Origin of the sequence: Spongorhabdus nitratireducens, assembly GCA_947387575.1 — a bacterium.
GTDB lineage: Bacteria > Pseudomonadota > Gammaproteobacteria > Pseudomonadales > Endozoicomonadaceae > CANDOC01.
In genome coordinates this window covers 12,544-32,295 of sequence record CANDOC010000012.1, presented here as the reverse complement: position 1 = coordinate 32,295, position 19,752 = coordinate 12,544, and the positions used below count along the sequence as shown (strand labels likewise).

Annotated in this window: 12 protein-coding genes; 3 read left to right on the top strand and 9 right to left on the bottom strand. The window is 52.6% G+C overall.

Features of this window, described 5'->3' with window-relative positions:
* Positions 1-2: 2 nt before the first annotated feature.
* Genes icmH through ACYZZ0_RS19535 form a run of 3 tightly spaced genes read left to right on the top strand, consistent with a single transcriptional unit; the run spans position 3 to position 5,389 of the window.
* A complete protein-coding gene (gene icmH / locus ACYZZ0_RS19545; RefSeq protein ID WP_461538344.1) occupies positions 3-962 on the top strand; it encodes a type IVB secretion system protein IcmH/DotU in 960 nt (319 codons plus the stop codon).
* A complete protein-coding gene (tssM, locus tag ACYZZ0_RS19540; protein ID WP_461538343.1) occupies positions 962-4,450 on the top strand; it encodes a type VI secretion system membrane subunit TssM in 3,489 nt (1,162 codons plus the stop codon). The genes icmH and tssM overlap by 1 nt, the downstream gene beginning before the upstream one ends.
* Positions 4,451-4,453: 3 nt before the next feature.
* Positions 4,454-5,389 (top strand): serine/threonine protein kinase, encoded by a 936-nt coding sequence (locus tag ACYZZ0_RS19535; RefSeq protein ID WP_461538342.1) that lies wholly within the window; start codon positions 4,454-4,456, stop codon positions 5,387-5,389.
* Here the strand turns inward: ACYZZ0_RS19535 and ACYZZ0_RS19530 are convergent.
* The 9 genes from ACYZZ0_RS19530 to tssF all read right to left on the bottom strand — a co-directional run bounded on the left by ACYZZ0_RS19530 (position 5,375) and on the right by tssF (position 19,751).
* Positions 5,375-6,529 carry an anthrax toxin-like adenylyl cyclase domain-containing protein gene (locus ACYZZ0_RS19530; RefSeq protein ID WP_461538341.1) on the bottom strand — a complete coding sequence of 385 codons (1,155 nt, stop codon included), beginning with the start codon at positions 6,527-6,529 and terminating at the stop codon, positions 5,375-5,377. The two genes, ACYZZ0_RS19535 and ACYZZ0_RS19530, sit on opposite strands and share 15 nt — an antisense overlap.
* A gap of 84 nt (positions 6,530-6,613) precedes the next feature.
* A complete protein-coding gene (locus tag ACYZZ0_RS19525; protein ID WP_461538340.1) occupies positions 6,614-8,677 on the bottom strand; it encodes a hypothetical protein in 2,064 nt (687 codons plus the stop codon).
* 118 nt (positions 8,678-8,795) lie between these two features.
* Positions 8,796-9,092 (bottom strand): PAAR domain-containing protein, encoded by a 297-nt coding sequence (locus ACYZZ0_RS19520; protein WP_461538339.1) that lies wholly within the window; start codon positions 9,090-9,092, stop codon positions 8,796-8,798.
* A 21-nt stretch (positions 9,093-9,113) separates the two neighbouring features.
* The gene (locus ACYZZ0_RS19515; RefSeq protein WP_461538338.1) at positions 9,114-9,719 is read right to left on the bottom strand and encodes a DUF6931 family protein; all 606 of its coding nucleotides are present in this window, start codon (positions 9,717-9,719) and stop codon (positions 9,114-9,116) included.
* Positions 9,719-11,875, bottom strand: coding sequence for a type VI secretion system Vgr family protein (locus tag ACYZZ0_RS19510; protein WP_461538337.1), 2,157 nt, complete (start codon positions 11,873-11,875; stop codon positions 9,719-9,721). The genes ACYZZ0_RS19515 and ACYZZ0_RS19510 overlap by 1 nt, the downstream gene beginning before the upstream one ends.
* Positions 11,872-14,268, bottom strand: coding sequence for an MFS transporter (locus ACYZZ0_RS19505; RefSeq protein WP_461538336.1), 2,397 nt, complete (start codon positions 14,266-14,268; stop codon positions 11,872-11,874). The genes ACYZZ0_RS19510 and ACYZZ0_RS19505 overlap by 4 nt, the downstream gene beginning before the upstream one ends.
* Positions 14,255-16,861: a type VI secretion system ATPase TssH gene (gene tssH, locus ACYZZ0_RS19500; protein WP_461538335.1), complete on the bottom strand. Its 2,607-nt coding sequence runs from the start codon at positions 16,859-16,861 to the stop codon at positions 14,255-14,257. The genes ACYZZ0_RS19505 and tssH overlap by 14 nt, the downstream gene beginning before the upstream one ends.
* 2 nt (positions 16,862-16,863) lie before the next feature.
* On the bottom strand, positions 16,864-17,961 hold the full coding sequence (locus tag ACYZZ0_RS19495) for a type VI secretion system baseplate subunit TssG (protein WP_461538334.1): 1,098 nt from the start codon (positions 17,959-17,961) through the stop codon (positions 16,864-16,866).
* Complete coding sequence (tssF, locus tag ACYZZ0_RS19490; RefSeq protein WP_461538333.1) at positions 17,940-19,751, bottom strand: type VI secretion system baseplate subunit TssF; 1,812 nt, start codon at positions 19,749-19,751, stop codon at positions 17,940-17,942. Before tssF ends, ACYZZ0_RS19495 begins: the two co-directional genes overlap by 22 nt.
* Position 19,752 lies beyond the last annotated feature (1 nt).

Below are 19,752 nucleotides of genomic sequence, written 5' to 3'. Positions count from 1 at the left end.
GTATGGCACAGATATTCAGCTTTCAGCGCAGTGACACTATTCCTCGAACGAGTCCAGGAGCAGATTCTCATCAGTCACAGCCGCAAATCTCCGGCGCCATACCTGAAACAGAGCAGCACTCTGCATCTGACCTAGGCATGAATAACCAGAGCTGGGGCGTTCATGGTCATTCCAGTGAGCAGCTCAATGACTTTCGCGCCTCAACTAACAATCTGGTGAACCTGTCTGCCGAATTACTGGCGCTGCTGGTTACCCTGCCGCAGCAACAGCGTCCGGCCAATTTACCCGAGTTTCGGGAAAAGCTGGTTGACCGAGTCTCCGCACTCAATAACAGAGGCAGAATGCGGGGCTATGCCCAGAGTCTGATGGACCGTTGTTGTTATGTTGTTTGTGCAGCCCTTGATGAAGGCATTAACAATACCGGTTGGGGCCGCCGTGACGGCTGGGAAAATCACAGTTTGCTGAGCCGGTTATTTCAACAGCGTAATGGTGGCGAAGTCTTCTTTGTGTTGCTGGATCAGGCCCGGCAACACCCGGATCAACAGTATGAATTACTGGAACTGATGTATCTGCTGCTGCGTATGGGTTTCCAGGGACGCTATCAACGTCAAGGGGCACAGGGCGGCGCTTATAGCAGTGGTGGTCACGACCTGACCCGCCTTAGTGCCGAGCTTTACACTGAGCTACGCCGGATTCAACCCGCAAAAAAAGATCCTCAGACAAAGCAGAACAACAAGGAATGGCGGCCACTGAAACAGTTCCGGCGTACGCCCTGGCTTATCCTGACCCCGGCATTATTGCTGGCAGGTTATATCGCCACTGCCTTCTGGATAGACAACTACAACCAGACAACCCGAATGAACAGCCTGGATACACTGCAACAATGGATTGCACCTGATGCCAGACAGAGTGGCGGGACCATCTATAACAGCACACCGAATGACATGGAGCAGTGGCAGTAATGAAAAAAGTCCTAGCAGTTATTTTCTTCATTTTACTGACACTGGCACTTTTGTTTGTCTGGGGGGCCGTCTATATCTGGCCGGAAGCCCTCGAGTGGCTGGATCCGATCAGTACCCGGGTTGAGCTGACACTGATTCTGATTGGTGTTCCACTACTGTTTACCGGTCTTTATTATGGCTGGAAATTCTGGCGCCAGCGCCAGAAAAGACTACAGCAGGATCAAAGCCTGCAGTATCTGAAGCGGGAAAAGCAACGCCTTAACTCAAGCTGGAAAAAACTGCTGAAGCAGTTGAAGCAACAATCCGGTGGCAATAATCCCTACAACCTGCCGTGGTTGTTGATGTTGGGCGATGAAACTTCCGGCAAGGGGCAATGGTTACATCAGGCTGGCTTTGAGCTCGTCCAGCAGCAAAATGGTAAAGATACCGAAAGCGACGGACAACACCAGAATAACGACGATGCGGTATTCTGGGTTAGCGAACATGCGGTTGTAATAGAACTGGCCGGTCACTTTCTGGAAGAAAACACTAGCGAGCTGGATGTTCCGGTACTGCAGCACCTGTATTCACTATTACGCCAGTATCGCCCACGCCAGCCGTTGTCTGGTGTACTGGTGGCTCAGCCGGTATGTCAGCTGATCAAATACCAGCCCTCTTGGTTACAGGAACGTGCCCGTCATCTGCGTCGTCGACTGAGGGAAATCGATACCATGACCGGCCTCAAGCTACCGGTCTGGCTGCAGGTTACCCGCTGCGATCAGCTTGAAGGCTTTCAGGCCTGCTTTGACCAAAGCTGCAGCAACGAGCGCAGTCAGCCATTGGGCGTTCCCCTGCCCGAAGGTTATCAGCCGGAAGCATGGCAACAGGGTTTCCACCAACTACACACGACACTGACAGCACGCCTGACAGATCTTCTGCATAATGAAAAAGATACTGCTCACCGCCAGGCAATCAGTCGTTTTCTCTTGCAGCTGACCTTGCTGCAGGAACGCCTGCAGATCAGCCTCGATGAATTATACGGCACCCGTCATCATGCACCGGAAGCCTGGGTTGCCGGGGTCTGGTTTAGCTCGGCACTGCAAAACGGAGAAAGCTACAATCTGCTGGCCAGTGAACTGGGACGCAGCTGGGGTTTCAGAAGTACCCGTCAGCAGCCCCAACAGCTGGGAAACAACAGCTATTTTATTCAAAGTTTCTTCCCTCGTGCTGCCACCCAAATACTGGCTGCGGTGGGAGAAAACCCCGTAGCCCACAACCTTTGGCGGGGCAAAGTACTGCTTACAACACTGAGTATCACCCTGATTTTTGCCGGAGGAGGCTGGGTACTCTGGAAAAACGTGACCTGGAACCAGCAGTTGCAGTTACAGACCCAGACCGAAATCAGCCGTTATCAACAAGAAATAGCTTCTCTGGGAAAACAACCTGAACTTGAAGACCTGATATCTCCCCTGTTACGCCTGCGACAGCTGGTTGAAACATGGAACCAGCCGCGACCACTGGTAATGAGCATTGGTCTGTTTGACAGCAAAGAGGCTGAAAACATTAAGCTGGCCTATCACAACCAGCTACAACGGCAGTTATTTGCCCCGGTTGCAGAGCGTGTACACGACACACTACTGGCTTATGTTCATCTTGGCGATCATCACGAAATTTTCCGACACCTGTTGCATTACCTGATGCTGTTTGACCCTGAGATCCGTCACAACGCAGATTTGAACAGTTATATCACTCAGATCCTGAGTAACCGCGGAGAGCTACCAGAAGGTTCTGCGCCCTATCTTTCGTTACTTCTTGATGATATTTGGGCCACATCACTGGGTAACGTTGAACCGGATCAGCAGCTGATCACCCAAGCTCGCAGCGACCTGGGGCAGCAGATCGACAATCAGCTGATCTATAACTACATTCGTTCACAGCCTCTGTTTGCCAACAAAGTAGATATTCGCAACCGGCTTGGCCCCAATTTCAGCCAGAACTTCCGTTTCAAGCAAGGATTTGAAGAGTACTACCTGCCGTATATCTTTACCCGTGAAGGCTTTAGCCAGCTGGATCTGACACCGGACTCGCCATTACTGCAGGAGGCGATTGGCAGCTTGAACAAGGTTGAAGGCCTGATGGCCAATATTTCCCTGGCCGATAAGATTCGCGCCAGTGGCAAGGTACGAGAACTCTATTATCTGGATTATATCCGCACTTGGAAAACCCTGATCAGTCAGATCGAGCTCCAATCTGGACGCGGGTTACTACAGCAGCAGGAACGACTGGAAATGCTCTATCAAGGGCAAAGTCCAGCATTGTTTAACTTGATTGCAGCTATTTCCGATCAAACCCAGTTAGCTCCGCCTGAAACTGATGAAGCAGCCAGCCGCACCGAAAAACTGGTGAAACGTCAGGCAGAACGAAAAGCGGCCAAGGCACTGGGACTGAAGGGTGCCAACAAGCAGATTGCCACCAGTGCCAGCCGCAGTGCGCTGCAGAAGCTGGAAAAACAGCGCTCGGCCGCCATTGTCAATGAGGCTTTCAGCGCCTATGCCACGTTCTTTATCGATAAAGGCACTCTACTGACCGAACAGCTGGATATGCTGAACAATGAACTGCAGCAAATCAGTGTCCATCCTGACCCCGACCAGGCTTACTTTGACAGTGTCGTTAAAGCAGCCAGCGGCGAAGGTAGTCTGGCTGGACTACAGCGTCTGGCCCGTCAGGAGCGCACGGCAGCAGGCGTGTGGTTAAACCAGCTGGCAGATACCATCTGGCAAACCCAGATGAGTGGAGCAGCCAATTTTATCCAGAAACGCTGGCAGGCAACCGTTTACCGTAATTGGGAAAGCCGTCTGGCCAATCATTTTCCATTTATTGAAGATGCGCGACGGGAAGCCCGGTTGGGTGATTTTGTCGAGTTTCTGCGACCTGCAGGAGAACTGGATCAGTTCACTGAAACCTATCTGTCAGCTTTTCTATTGCCTGGCAGCGAGACTAGCGATCATCGCTGGAGGTTACGCCCGGTTAATAACCTGATCCTGCCGCTGTCTTCAGGTTTTCTGGCACAGCTGGAACAGGCTGACAAGATTCAGGAGCGCTATTTCAGTGCTGATGGCAGACTGGATATCAGCTACCGGATGCGGGCAGTGCGACTGGACAGCGATATCACAACCTTCAACTTGCGGGATGGCAATGGCAACTTCAGTTACAGCCATGGTCCCCAGCGTTGGCAGGAACGTCGCTGGCCGCTGGATACTACCGACATACTGTCGCTTGACTTTGCCAGCAACAATCTGCAACTGGCACGAAAAAGCTATAGCGGACCCTGGGCATGGCAAAAATTTGTCTCTGACAGCCAGGTTCAGGAACGAGATAGCCAATTACTGTTGACTTATACGCTGAAATCATTTGATATCACACTGGAACTTGATCTGGATCATAGACGCAATCCTTTCGCTCCGAAACTTCTTTCAGAGCTGAGATTGCCGGCAAGGATTCTCAGGTAATTAATGCCAGTATTACAAAGTCATAACAGTGTTTTAAAACATGATATAGCTGCCTCTCTTGCAGCAACTGCTCCTGAGGCAACTACGTCTGAGTCAACAAAGGGGGCGGTCAGTGCATCGAAAGAGCTGACCGAAGCCTCCATGATTGCCGGACGCTTTGTCTGTGGAGTACCGTTTGTGGAAACACGCTGCGCCCGGATCTATCACGGCTGGGACACCGTCGCCAACAAGGCAATTGTGTTGAAAAGGCTTAAACGGGGTTCGTCTCTCCGTCGTATAACAGAAATGCGACGGGAAGGCGTACTGCTGAAAATGGTTCAGCATCCAGGCCTGTTGAAGGGTGAGGGTTACTTTCACTGGAAACGTAATCACTGGCTGATTATGGAGCCGGCCAAAGGAACCCTGCTGCTTGATCTGATGAAAAGCGGTCAGATAAATCAGCTGAGTGAGCAGGTGTTGCGCAAAATGGTGACCAATATCGCTCTGGCCCTGCAGCAACTGCATCATGATGGCTGGGAGCATGGTGATATCAAGCCGGACAATCTCTTCGTAAACCGTGCGACCGGCGTGATTCAGCTGATTGACTACTCATCAACCCATCGGCTGGGCAGAGACCGGGCCAACCAGTCCTACTCGCCAGAATGGCAGCACCCGGATATTGTACACCGCAAGGTTGATACAACCGCTGACGGCTATGCCCTCGGGTTGCTGACCTGGAGTCTCTGGACCGGCAAACATCCATTCATGACCAGTTCCGGAATCAGCTTTAAAAGTGAACCCGCCTTCTGGTCCTGGCACAAGATAACCCAGTGGCGTAATGGTTTTTGGTTGAGAAAGGCGCTTAGAAAACCCGGTGCCTTGTCCTTGATTGAACTCGAGCACCGGTTTGGGGAAGGTGTTATGCAAGAAGAGCTGAATCGTAAATCAGGCAGGGGATAAAACTTCCAGCTGCCCCAGAGCCGAGGCTTCAACCCGATCATTCCACTGATAGTCCTGTTTGACCTTGGTGGTACTGGTTACCTCACCTTTTTGACTCCATAACCGGTTGGCGTAGAACGCATATCCCAGCCGGTGCAAATCCCTTACCACCGCTTCCAGCTCCTGCTGGTTTTCAGCACCAACCACTTCGCCGGATGGCATAATGGTAGTTACCGGATAATCCAGCTCGGTCACCGGATTATCAACTTCACAACCATGGTGAACAACCCGGCGACATCCCGTCGCAGCAATACCATGATTAATCTGGTCTTTAACCTGACGGGAAAAAGCGGTAATACGCCCCAGGTCAACATCAACGGCTCGTCGATCATAAGTACCCAGGGCGTTTCTCACCGAGTTGGCCGCCATCCGGAAATTATTTTTGGCATTAGCTTGTTTCTGAAAACCTGTCGTACCAAGATGGGGACAGATACTGAACAGATCATAATCAGCGGTCAGAGGTATACCGGACTTCTTTTCTGCCAGCACCATAACCGGTTCCCATCTGGGAGCTGATTCGCCAATCTGACGCGTGTCGTACAGCACCCAGTAACCGGTCTTGAGCGCCGGAATATCAGCACAAAGACGGGTAACCACATGCATATGCTTTTTATAAACCAGTGGCAACGCCCCGGTTGGCATGGAATGGACAGGATATAGCTGGAACACCTGATGAGGCTTACCCATGCAGGTTACCTGCAAAACACCCTTATCACTGTTTAACTGTTTTATCCGGCCACCAGACATCAGTTCACGTACCCGGTCTGCAGAGATCAGCAATGGAACCGCTACGGCATAGCCCTGGGATATACTCTCCTTGATCTTGCCATTAAAAGCCGGCACCAGAGACGGATCTTTTTTAGCCAGTTTACTCAACGCCTGATCACAACAGATAAATCCTGCCTGAGGCCCCCAATTGGAACTTTTGCCCTTTACATGCAAGTCCTTGGTGGTAAAGCCTTCTTCAATCAGGCGCGTAGAATCCTTGTTTACCTGACGGACCATTATGACCGCATTCATCTGCTTCGCTACACCGGCAATGATATCTACATGAGATACCACCATTCCGGATGCAACAGCGGCATCCTGTGCTTTCTTCATTATCGTTACCTGACAGACCGGACTGGCGAAACCGCCAGCCCATCATAAAAAACCATTCCCGTATCAACAGACATCATCAACTAATCAGGAGTAGTTGATGGTGCCCTTGAGCAAGTCTGAGCGAATCACATCAAAGGCAATGCATTCACCCTTGCTGCGGGTTTTCGCGTTCTCGTATGCGGCAACGACACGATGGAGATCAGCCTTGGCCGGATCAACAGCGTTGGTTTTCTGCTCAAAGAAATCGGTTTGCAAGCCTTTCTGGGTAATAGTCTTTCCGATATCTCCCTGGGACACACCCTGCAGCTGGATACCGGCATCACCAGTGCCGGCTTCGGAGCCGAAAACAATCTGGAGCGGTGTCTGCCGCTGGTGCTCGCCTCTTGAGAAGTAAGCTGACTCCAGCTGAGTCTTACCTGCTTCTTCGATTGACATTGACTGATACGCTACACCCGCCGTACGGTATTTACGTTTCGGGTCATACAGATTGTTAGCTTCAGCATCCAGGCTTGCCATCAGGGCCACTATCCGACTGCGGCAATCCAGATAGACCTGGTTGACCTCACCTTTGGAAGCCTGTTTGTTGAGGAAGTCGCAGAAGGTCTTCATACGCTGGGTGTGAACCGATGCCAGCTGCGGGTCATGCTTGCACATGGCACTACCGAGGCGGAGGATTGATGGCACAACAAGCAGGTCATAACCCACCAGCAACGCACCTCGTGGTGAAATCACCGTATCAAAACCAATCGAGGTACCAATACCGACTGTCGCGCCAGCAGAGCTGTTAAACGAAATCTCGTCCACTGTGGCGTGGGCTTTTATCTTGCCTTCCACACCGGCACCGGCAGAGAAGGATTCTCTCACCTTAAGGCTGAAAATACTGATTCCGCGGGAAGGATGCTTCAGATTCAGTTTCTGGTCGGTACCGACCTCAAAGCCAGCCATGGCTGATCCGCCAATATCCATACCGACGCCACGACCATTAACAAAGAATTTCAACTCGCCGGAAGCACTGGCGCCGGCCATTAAATCACCGGAGACCTCAATATCTGCAGTTTGCATCAGGGTAACCCCGGCCCGGCCTGACATTGAAACCGAGATTTCCACTTCACCCTGCAAATTGGCATGAGCAAAGTCTGCACTGTTGATTTTGCCGTGCTTGGCACCGGGGTCTTCTACGTCATGACTGGTTTTAAGCCCTGGTGCCAGTCTGACACCGGCACTACCACTGGCACTGGCACTGGCACCTGCAGAAGCACTGCCTGAAGCATATCCGGATATCAGTTTGAATTTATCCCCCATTATACGGCGCAGGTATTCTGTTTTGACCTTGCAGGAACGGGAGATCTCGTAATCAAAGTCCGCACTCACCCGGGTTTCGGCACTCAGGCCAAAATTACCGGCAGCCATCAGCTCACTGGCCCGGGCTTCTACGTCTGCTGTTGCTTCAACACTTGCAGCCGCAGCCACTCCGGCTTTAACCCGGTGCTCAAAACCACCCTTAAGGGACTTTTTGCCACTGTCATAGCTGGCCTGGGCCACGGCTGATGCCGTTGCAGTTGCTCCAGCCGATACTTTCAGGCCTTCCCGGTTGGCACTGGCACCTGCAGACGCTTCAGTTTCAGCGCCATAGTTGGTAGTAAAGGTATTGCTTGGGCTTCCCTGATACTTGCTGTACAGCAACTGGGCTGAAGCCGCCAGCACTTCACACTGCAAGCGGGAAACAGTCAGTTCAGTGATAGAGCCGACAACCAGCTCCTTGTCCTGTTTCAAAATCCGCATCAGCTCCAGCTTATCCTTCAGAATTCGCCGCAGTTTGCTGTTCTGAACCAGTTTGCCCACCCGTTGCTGTTCAACCAGTGTCGGATGATAAATAGCAATATGCTCCGGAAAATGGGTCTTTGCCGCCAGCATCATGATTTCCCATTTCTTCTGCTTCATGATGCGGTCGGCATCATTGGTCTGCAGCTCCTTTTCCAGGGCGGTATAAACCGTATCAATCGCTTCCTGCCAGTGTTCCATTCGCGTTTCCCTGCGATAACCGACTTTGGCCCCCATTTTTTTGGTCCATCCCTGAACCAGTTCGGTAAATTCGGTATCCGGAATTTTCAGAACATCCCGGTCTTGTATCAGCTGGGAAAAACGCATCCTGTAAACCTCTCACTCGCTATAGGGTCATAAAGCATCTTGTCTGGTTATGCAGGAGATACGTCTGCCAACCTCGATTTGGATGCACAAGTTATTATGTTTTCTGCCCTTTCAGGCGTTACCCCCCGATCAATACCGTGGGCCAGCCAAGAATAACCGTTCCGCCATGGGCGGTAGGATCACCCATTCGAACCGCCGGTTTGTTGTTCACCAGTACCGTCATACTGCCCATAATGACGCTGTCGGGAGGACCGACGCAGACGCAGGGCTGCCCCATTGTTGCTGCCGGCAAATTACCGATCAGCACTGTAGAGGGCAGCGGCAACAGTGGTCCGCCCACATGTGGAATAGGTACGACAGCAGGCGTCTGCATCGGACAGACATGCATATCAGTTGCGCGGGATGCGGGTCTCATTCTTGCCTCCTGGGTGCGAACTTATACCTGACGACCGTTACCACCATCAGCAATATCCAGCCCTATGGTGATCATACGGTGATAATTGCGATGAACTCTTTCAGCCTCACCATCTGGCAAAACCGCAGCCAGACAGATGGCTCCAGCAACAGCATGGGAGTATAGATAAGGCGGTACCGGGCTTGACGGGCCATCAATCGGGGTAATACTGCCACCGCTCCAGAAAGCTGACTGCGCCAGCCAGCCTGCGGCATTATCCAGCTCTGCTTTTTGCGCCCGAGCTTCGGCGATGCGGCGATTGGCTTCAATCGGATCTCGTACCCATTGCTCTGCCGCTTCAAGTGCCTGCTGTTGATCCGGAGTCAGGGTTTCGGCCGCTGCATCGTCAATCAGTCGCAGGCAAAGACAGCCCCACCAGATCGCTTCCCGCGCCGGCAGTGCATGACATATAAAGGTCACCACATCATTTAACTGATCCTGCTCCAGCCACTGCCGGATCAGCTCGGTCGGTGACTGATCAGCAGCAATTTGCTGTCGCAGGCTCTTGTCTACCTGATAGCGCTCGATAATCTCGAGTGCAGTCGGCTGTGGTATTTTTTTCAGGGAGTCAGGAATTGTTATCTTCATCAGTTGATCTTCGCTATCGCACCCTGAATTTCGACCATGGCACCCGCTTTCACCTGAGTCATGGCATTACCCTGAATGCCAACCATAGTGCCCTTGATATCGGTTTTAACCGTGCCTTCCACGGTACAGGCGACACCACTCTTTAGTTCGGCCTGCACCTGCCCTTCTGCCTTGAACTGCATCCCGGAAATTTCCACCCCACTGGGTGACAGTTTGACTGTACTCGGACCACAGCTGATCTCGATACCGGAAGGCGACAGGGAAATCTTGCTGGGTCCGACTTCCAGATCAATAGCCTGCTTGCCGGTTTGCTTGATACTGGTTCCGTCCAGAGTGATGCCGTTGGTTGCCTTGATATCAATATTGCCTTTGCTCTCGGCAGCGATATCTCCGGTACTGTCCAGCGCTGTTTTACCCTTGACGGTGACAGCAGCATCCCCATCGGTAGCCTGAGTATAATTTCCCTTGGTACTGAGTTCGTAATCTGCTTCGGTTGCAACCGTAATATTCTTGCTGACTGTGACTTTCTGCTCGCCTTCTACCGTCAGATTGTCATCTTCCTTGACGGTACGGGTGACAATCTTTTGTATTTCTTCGGTCAGGTTGCCAACGATGGTTTCATTGCGATCATTCTTGACCTCAATCACCAGATCCTTTTCAGCCTGCATAAAGATCTGCTCTTCATCTTTCTTGCAGTCAAAGCGCAGCTCATTAAAGGTATCTGCACCGCCTTTGGGAGATGACTGTAGCTTCGTACCATAGCTGGTAGGCACCTCATACGGCGGCTTATTGGTCTCGTTATAGACCGAACCAACAACCAGCGGCCGGTCGGGATCACTGTCCAGAAAGCTGATCAGTACTTCATCTCCCACTCTGGGCACAAACTGAGTACCAAAACTGTTGCCGGCCATATGCTGAGCGACCCGCACCCAGCATGAAGAGCTGTCATCGCCCTTACCTTCGGTATCCCAGTGAAACTGCACCTTGATCCGGTTGTAATCATCCATATGGATTTCTTCTGACGAAGGGCCGGTCACAATGGCACTTTGCAATCCCAGTACTTTTGGCTTTTCAAACGCAGGTAATGGCCTGTAATCAACATCGGCAGGAATACAGCGAAAGCTGTTGCTGTAATGAAGTTCACTACCGGTCTCTTCGGCAGAGAAATGATGGATGACTTCCAGCAGCAGATATTCTCCCTGCTCACTGCTGTCCGGATGATGTTCCAGCTTGAAGCGTCCACCGGCAAAGAAGCTGCTGAGGCTGCTTGCTCCTTCAACCTGGTTGAACTGGCTATCAAAGCCTTCAATCGCACGGGTTGCTATATCGGTTCCGGCAGATTTCTCGCTGAACCGCCCGGGATAGAAGTAGTGTTGCAGTGACTTCTGCGCCTTGAGCCCGGCAGCGCTGTTAACCTTGTTACCGGGCATCGCTTCGGCCAGCTCATAACTATAATCACCGGTCTGAACACTGCCGGCACCCAGCATATAATTATGCTGCCAGTCGGTAATTGCCCACTCCCGGTTCTTGCTCTCAGCAAAGAATTCAATATCGGTGTCATCGACTTTGGAAAAGCTGCCATTGTCTTTGGCAATCACCAGCGTGTGGTCACCCTTTTCCTGCTGAAAGTGATAGTGCCAGCCTTCTTCTTTCAGCAGCCGGGTAATGAAATCCAGATCGGTCTCATTAAACTGGACACAATACTCTCTGGCCTGGTCACCGCTGGCTGCCAGATCAAGCTGGCTGCCAAAACCATGCTCACCCGCAAGGGTTTTGATAATTTCACTGGCTTTCTGCTGCTGAAACACACGACAGTGTGTTCTGTGTTTCAGTAATGCAAACCAGGGCACCAACACCACGGTGTACAGATCATAACCACGGCTCTGAAGCACTCCGGTTTTACGAATTTCTGCACAGATACCATGAAAAAAACGCTGACGGCTTTTGCTGCTACCCTGTTCCGGGCGATAGCTGACACTAACCCCGGTTCCCAATACTTTTTGCGGGTTAAGCCCCCGCGCCATAAATGACACCCGGTGTTCATACACACCATCTACGCAATCACGGCTTTCCATCCGGGTTGCGATCCATTCGTCACCGCTTTCTGTTAATACTGTCAGCGGGCGCCGGCTGACATCATACTCCGGTGCACTCATAGCGCTTCCTCCAACCTGACTGGTGCCAGATTTTTATTCTGCTTCTGGCGACTGCTGAAATAAAACGCCAAGGCAAATACAGCAAGTCCTCCGGCCATCCATAACAAGGCCTGCTGGCCGGATGCTGTAAGTACCATTACCTGCCCGGCAAGCAGAGGGCCCAATACATGACCAAAACGTTCCAGGAACCGATAGAAAGTCACGGTTGTCTGCCTTGACGCTGTGCGCTCATCGACAATATCTGTAACGTGACTGACCACCGGTGCATTGATACCGCCATGAGACAACCCAAGCAGCAAGACTCCAGTCAGCAGTACCCCAGCCCCGTATAAAGTATCTTTTTCTGCTGTCAGCATCAGTCCTGCTGATGCGATCAGAATCGCAACCGCTGAAGTCAGCATGGCAATATAAAGTACCCGACGGGTGTTGCCCTGCTGGTCAACCCTGCTTGATAGCAAGCGGGTCGATGCCAGCACAGCAATGGCGTAACAGATAATAATCTGACCAATATCCTCACTGGCATAGCCGGCCTGACTCATCACCAGTGGCAGGGAAAACGTCACAATGCCGGTCAGTGTGGCTTTGGCTGGCAACCCGACAAACAGCATCGTGCCGGCAAAACCACGGTGAGCCAAAAGAACTTTCATTTCGGTCAGCGAGCTGGTTCCGGTTACTTCAGGTGTTCCCCCGGTTTTACCCGGACTGACCAGCACCAGTGTCATAACCAGAGCCATAACACCTGACAGGGCACTGATAACAAAAACCCCGGTTGCACCGACGTAGCTGGCCAGCAACGCCCCCAGTGCGGTACCACAGATAAAGCCGCCATTAAAACTGGTAACAATGACCGAAGCACCCGTGGTGCGGTTAGACGGCGTGGTATTGTCCAGTATCTCGTTCTGGACACCGACCATCAGCAGGCTCTGGCCGATACCGGCCAGCAGTCTTGCCAGTGCTACCAGTTCCAGGCTGGAGCCTGCCGAGAAAGCCAAGGCCAGCAGAAATGATCCGGCAGCGGCCAGTAACAATCCGCCCAACATGACAACTCGGTTGCCAAACCTCTGGCACAGGCGATTTCCCGGCAACAGCATCAGGGCAAAGCTGAGGAAATAAAGCATAAACAGCAATGAAGTCAGACTGGTACCCAACCCTGCAGTTTGAGCTGCACTGTTCAGCAACTCCGGTAGCAATGCGGTATGCAGTGACTCCATAAACACGGCAATAAAGAACAGTGGTTTGAGAATTTCCAGCGAACGGTCTGCCAGCAAGCCACTTGCCTGCGCTCTGGTTCGAGATGGCAAATTAACCAACCGGTTAAACAACAGTGACAGCAGTAACGTGGTCAGGTAGAGAATGGTAAAGTTCCGGCCCGCTCTCAGCACCTGCAGTACAACCTCCGAGAACGGCATGGTCGTCACTAACTGCAGGTTACTGTTGTTCAGGGTTGAACGGTCCGACAGCTGATAAAAGTCCCGCTCCAGCTGGGTCCGCAGCAAGTCCGGATCAGAGCTGTAGCGAACAACAGCGTCACGGCTCAGGGTGATACTGTCCAGCCCGGGGTTGAGCTGTTGATATTCTTCCAGTAGTTCGTCCACACCACTGAGCATGGACAGAGGAATACCATGGCTGTCTGCCGCTGATAGCCGGGCCTGCAGCGAATCATTAATTCGTTCAACCCGGTGACCGGCACTCTGGATATAGAGCCCCGTCAGTACCAGTACCAACACCAGACTCATAAACGAGAATGACAGAGTAAACCAGCCCTGCTCCCGCCAGAACCGGGGCAGTTTGCTACGGGAAAGCAGCCAGCTGGCAGGCAGTGACAGAACCACCAGAATCAGGGTAATAACAAACAGCGGATAAAAAATCTGCCGTACCAGCTCTTCAATAAACGGCTTCGACAGTTCGACCTGCAGATACCCTTCGGTCTCAAACCGCCCTTGCAGTGGCAGACCAAAGGCAATCACAGCATCATTTTCCATCATGCTGTCGCTGCCATCATCCATGGCCATACTGCTCATATCCCTTAACCGGCCTTCCGCATCGAGAGGAAAAACCTGTCGTCCGCCGGCATCAACCACCGTCACGGAGGTGACAGCCTCACGTCCCCGCAGGCTGGACTGAATCAGTCGCTCCAGTCCGGCAATATCATCCAGTGGAATACCGCTTATAAGGGCATTCTCTATTGACGACCGCACGACACCAGCCTGGGCACTGATCTGCTCCTGCTCAAGTTTCTTGTAGGTCAGCAGGGTTTCACCGTATCCGGCATAAACCAGCAACAGCAGGGTCAGAATGGAAATCAGCGCATTACAGAACACCCGCAGTCCATTTGAACGACTGCGGGTTCCTGAAGACAGTTGCTGAATACTTCCGGCTTCAGCTGATGACAATACTCAGCTCCTGATTCTCGGTAGTGACACAAATATGATTGATTTTTTCACCGCTACTGGTTCGCAGCAGACACTGCTTCGCCAGCTCCGGCATCAACCGTCGATTGATAATCTGTTCTATCGCCCGGGCTCCGGTGTGAGGGCTGTTATTCCACATCACCAGTTGTTCTATCGCTGTAGTATCAACTTCAAACGTTGCCTGATATTTTCCGGCAACATTCTTTCTGATCCGGTTCAGGGCAATACCGCAGATCTGCTTCATTTCATCCACAGCCAGTGGCAGGTAAGGCACAACGTTGGCACGCCCCAGGAAAGCGGGCTTGAAGTACTTCAACAGTTCATCCTGAATACCACCCATAATCTCCCGGTATTCCGGCACCGCGCCGCCGCGGCTTTCGACAAAATCACATATGGCAAAGTCAGCGGCATTGGATGTCATAATGATCAGGGTGTTTCGGAAATCCACCTCCTGACCAGCACTGTCAGAAATACGACCCTTATCAAATATCTGGTAGAAGATATCGTGCACGCCGGGATGAGCCTTTTCCATTTCATCCAGCAATACAATCGAGTGCGGTTTGCGACGTACAGCTTCTGTCAGTACACCACCTTCGCCGTAACCCACATAACCAGCCGGGGCACCCAGCAGCATGGAAACCTTATGCTCTTCCTTGAACTCGGTCATATTGATAACCGTTAGATTCTGCTCACCGCCAAACAGCTGATCAGCCAGTGCCAGCGCTGTTTCGGTTTTGCCGACGCCGGAAGGACCACACATCAGGAATACACCCATCGGGCGGCGACTGTCGCCAAGCCCGGTACGGTTGATCCGGATCGCTTCACTGATAGCATTGATCGCCATTTTCTGACCGATAACCCGCTCACCCAGACTCTCTTCCAGTGCCAACAGGCGACGGGTTTCATCTGCAACCATGTTGCCGGCAGGAATCCCGGTCCAGCTTTCAATCACTAATGCCACAGCCTGCTCATCCACCAGCGGCTTGACCATCGGAGCCTCACCCTGCAGCTCAGCCAGTTCGGCCTGCAACTGCTGTAATTCACTGGTTAGTACCGTATCCGGCTGGAAGTTGTCGTTAGCTTCCCGAGCCTGCTGCCATTGCTGATCCAGCAACTGTGAGGTTTCCTGAATCCGCGCAGCCAGTTCTTTTTCCTGATGCCAGCGTTGCTGCAGCTGTTCCAGCTCCTCACTGTTCTGCTGCTGCATTTGCTCCAGCTGCTCCAGTCGTTCCTGATGCTGGTCACCGGCAGACCATTCCTGTGACAGGGCCTGACGCTCCTGCTCCAGATAGCGCTGCTGCTGTTCAATCCGGTTAATGGCTGCCGGGGTTGCCCGCACTGACAACCCGATACGGGAGCAGGCGGTATCCAGCAGGCTGATCGCCTTGTCCGGTAGCTGTCGTTCCGGCAAATAACGAACAGATAGTCTGACTGCAGCCTCTACCGCATTGTCCAGCACCCGAACCCCGTGGTGTTGGGCCAGAGAGGTGGCAATACCACGCACCATGGCAATAGCATCTTCTTCATTGGGCTCGGCCACTTTGACAACCTGAAAGCGCCGCGTCAGGGCAGCATCACTCTCAAAGTATTTTTTATATTCCGCCCAGGTCGTAGCCGCGATAGTACGTAACTCACCTCGGGCCAGTGCCGGCTTGAGCAGATTGGCCGCATCATTCTGGCCGGCAGCGCCACCAGCACCAATCAGGGTATGGGCTTCATCAATAAAAAGGATGATGGGACGGGTGGCACCCTGCACTTCATTAATGACATCCTGCAGCCGTTTCTCGAATTCACCCTTGATGCTGGCACCGGCCTGCAACAGCGCCAGGTCAAGAATACGCAGTTCTACGCCCTGCAGGTTGTCCGGCACCTCACCGTCATGCATGGCCTGGGCAAGACCTTCTACCACGGCCGTTTTGCCGACACCGGGATCACCCACCAGAATGGGGTTGTTTTGTCGTCTGCGGGATAAAATATCAATCATCTGACGTATTTCATCCTGACGACCACTGATGGGATCTATCTCGCCATTGGCTGCTTTTTCTGACAAATTATGGGTGTATTTATCCAGCGCAGCTGTTGTGGTGACATGATCAACTTCTCCGGCTTCGATCTTCTCAGGTTCTGTACCCATTGCCTGCAGTGATTCCCGTGACAGTTTGCGCAACTCGTCAGTCAGGGGCGTGGCCAGCAGCATAAAGGCTTCACGGTTAATCAGAGCCAACAGCAAATGCGGCAGATGAATCCTGCTCTGTCCGGTATTGAGGGAAGCAGCCACCCACGCATCCTGCATCAGCGCAACCAAAGTAGATGCCAGCGCCGGAGCACCTTCATGCCCACGCTCCAACCGTTCCAGCCGCTGCTCCAGGTCTTCAATCATGTGGCCACGATCAAGTCCGGCCTGCTGCTCAATGACGGTAAAAGCACTGCTGCCACTGGAGATCAACTGCCACAGCCAGTGTTCGATTTCTACGGTTCGATGGCCCCTGCCAGCACAGTCAGCCGCTGCAGTCTCCAGCGAGGTCAGCAGTTCCGGAGCCAGCCGGTCAATCAGTTGCTTCAGTTCCTGTTGCATATTTACCTTCCCGTTTGCAGTTCTGTCTGTGCGGCCAGCTTGCCATTTGTGGTACCGGAGCGACCGTTACGACCCAGCGTCATGGCAACCTTGCGATTGCTGTCCCGTCCGGATGTCAGCAGGTTATGTTTGCCCAGCCTGGCAGCACCCTGTGGTTTGCCTGACAGCTGCGGAGTCGGCAGCATGGCGACGGTACAGCGCAGCCGGATATTCACTTCAACCCGCCGCCTGAGGAACAGATTGCAGAGTTCTTCAATCTGCTCCAGCATCTGCGCGTCATTCTGGATCTGTTGTTTATGGGCAACATCCCGAGCGGTAATAACCAGCTCAACCCGGTTATTCGCCAGCCATGTACTGTTGCCCAGCAAAGCACCTGCCCCAAGCGTATTGGCCGGTGAGCGCCAGGCTGATAGCGCCGTACGACAGTCATCATCAATGCGATAACGGCGCAGTGACGACGCTGACACTTCCACCGGCAGCTCAAAGTAATCGGTTAGTATTTGCTGTAATACCCGGGTTGAACTGGTCTTCTGTCCCAGCAGTCCAACCCATTGCACCAGGTGATCAGCAGGCATCGAGCGCGGTGCCGGGATAGCAGTCAGTGAACATAACTGTTCTCCCAACGTCATTCCCGTTTGTTCATTCGCAACACGATTGCCCCGCTTCAGCCGAACACCCTGTTCAAAGCGGCAAGTCAGTTGATAACGGGTGGTGCAGTGATAACTGTTTAGCAACACCCGCTGATTAAAGATTTCATAAAAGTCCTGCAATGCACTGTCATCGCTGCCAACCCGCAGCTGATGGGCACGATCTTGATAACCATAGGGTAAAACCCCATTCAGACCGGTCAGTGCCGGCAATGTGGCATGCAGAGTCCAGTGGTTACCTTCCAGTGCAACCCGGGTCAGTTGTGCCGAGGTATACTGGTAACCGGAATCACTGTGCAGGGTCAGCGATACCGGAGCATGGTCTGCAGCCTGAACCAGCACCCTGATGGCCTGGGCAAACTGCCACTGACGTGGACGGGACTGCAGCTGCTGTAATAATCCGGCTTGAGAGTGAGATGACATACCGGCAGTTACCCATGACGTCTGGGGCATGAATAGAAGACTCCGGGTTCGCCTTTCAGGTAGACCTTCAGCCGGCTGAAACTGTTATGCCCGGCATAACCGGCAAACAACCGGTCAAGCACCTGTACAAACACCATCACCGAGACACCACTGATCAGTTCCCGGTCCAGCGTCAGATGAATCTCTGTCCCCTGCACATAACACTGACGCCCCTGGATTTTCATCGGCGCCACAACCTGCTCTGCTCTCATTTCATTTATGGCATCAATACAGCGCAGATGGCCGGCATGCTTGCCCAGATTGTAAAGTGACAGCATTTCCCGCAGCTCCAGTGCCGGATCTTCAGCACCCAGCAATGTTTCAAAATTCAGCTGCAAATGGGACAGCAAGACCCAGCGATTACTCTGCTGGTAGCGGGGGCTCCAGTAGCCACTGGTCTTTCCCAGTAACTTCGGCGATACCGGTACTGCAATATTTTCCAGACAGCTGAGTTCATGCTGCAAACTCAACTCCAGTGGCTGCTCGCCGTTACTGCAGGTCAGCTTCGGAGACAATTGTCGTCGGGAAGGGTTGACCGGATTTAGATTTAAATCTGTCAGGGCAATTTCACCCTGCGGGTTACTCTCGCCACGGGCAGTTCCGGTCGGCATGTAATGCCAGTAGCAACCCTGTTCCTGACGGGTACTGTTCTGGCGGATACTTTTCTGACGGGAGTATTTATGGCGATAGATTTCAGGTACAGGCTCGGGCTTCAGCCCCGAAATATCGAGCATCCGGTCTACCGAGAAAACATGTTCAGTATTTGCAGAGCGGGCATTGATCACCAGCGGGTAACCCAGCCGGGTATGATCAATCCGGATTGGTTCACCCTGACAGTGATAAAGATTGACCAACGGCGCGCAGCCCAGCTTGAAATTCTCTGCGGTCAGCACCCGGGACATTTCTACCGGCATGGTTTTCAGATAAATCGCAAGCGACAGTTTGCTACCGTTAAAATTGCGCAGTACATCCTTCAACCCTGCAATCCGCAGGGAAAGAAACAGATTCTGATAAGACAGATATTCCAACAACAACTGATAGCCGGCGAAGGTGTTGGAAGATAATGGAAGAATCCGCTCGCTTTCATCCATCAATACCGGCTGCAACTGTTCTGCAGACAGATGAACCACAGCACCGGAATCATCATAAAGCGCCATGCCACACACCTGACTGAACAGCTGATCATAGAGTCGCTGGGTCAGGTTGAGTTCACCCTTGAGGTGAATATCCAGATAGTCCAGCTCGCCAGCCTTGCAGAACTGCAGACTGTCATCACACATTGCCAGATCCAGCCGCAACATCGCGTCAGCATTATCAAAGGAGCGGCAGGCCTGCATGGAAAAAGGTGTCTGCTCAACTTCAGCCTGATTCAGCTCAAAGGGCAGCAGCTGCACAGGGCTGCAGTTGAGGAAATCGCAGTAGCGGTCGTCATCAATTCTTGCCCGGAATGCGCTGCCAGTTTCAATCTGTTGAATCGAGCCGATATCCGCTGAGGGTTCCAGCTGCATCATGCCGGCACTGGGCAGGGGCCGCAAAAAGTGAGGAAACAGCAGGTGCAACAGGGCATCTGTCAGCTGGGGCAGTTCTTCATTGAGCTGGCAGCTGAGTCTGGCATTCAACAGCGCAAAAGACTCTACCAGTCGTGCAACATCCGGATCTTCGACCGCTTCATCACTGATGCCAAGCGTTCTGGCAAGTCCGGGGTGCTCATCAGCAAACTGACCTGCATACTTGCGGAACCAGGATAGTTCCCGCTCATACCATAGCGACAGGTCAGACATA

Coding starts and splice junctions, on each gene's coding strand:
- tssH (WP_461538335.1), bottom strand. CDS start 16,861: ATGCAACAGGAACTGAAGCAACTGATTGACCGGCTGGCTCCGGAACTG.
- ACYZZ0_RS19510 (WP_461538337.1), bottom strand. CDS start 11,875: ATGAGTGCACCGGAGTATGATGTCAGCCGGCGCCCGCTGACAGTATTA.
- ACYZZ0_RS19525 (WP_461538340.1), bottom strand. CDS start 8,677: ATGCGTTTTTCCCAGCTGATACAAGACCGGGATGTTCTGAAAATTCCG.
- ACYZZ0_RS19495 (WP_461538334.1), bottom strand. CDS start 17,961: ATGCCCCAGACGTCATGGGTAACTGCCGGTATGTCATCTCACTCTCAA.
- ACYZZ0_RS19515 (WP_461538338.1), bottom strand. CDS start 9,719: ATGAAGATAACAATTCCTGACTCCCTGAAAAAAATACCACAGCCGACT.
- ACYZZ0_RS19520 (WP_461538339.1), bottom strand. CDS start 9,092: ATGAGACCCGCATCCCGCGCAACTGATATGCATGTCTGTCCGATGCAG.
- icmH (WP_461538344.1), top strand. CDS start 3: ATGGCACAGATATTCAGCTTTCAGCGCAGTGACACTATTCCTCGAACG.
- ACYZZ0_RS19535 (WP_461538342.1), top strand. CDS start 4,454: ATGCCAGTATTACAAAGTCATAACAGTGTTTTAAAACATGATATAGCT.
- ACYZZ0_RS19530 (WP_461538341.1), bottom strand. CDS start 6,529: ATGAAGAAAGCACAGGATGCCGCTGTTGCATCCGGAATGGTGGTATCT.
- tssF (WP_461538333.1), bottom strand. CDS start 19,751: ATGTCTGACCTGTCGCTATGGTATGAGCGGGAACTATCCTGGTTCCGC.
- tssM (WP_461538343.1), top strand. CDS start 962: ATGAAAAAAGTCCTAGCAGTTATTTTCTTCATTTTACTGACACTGGCA.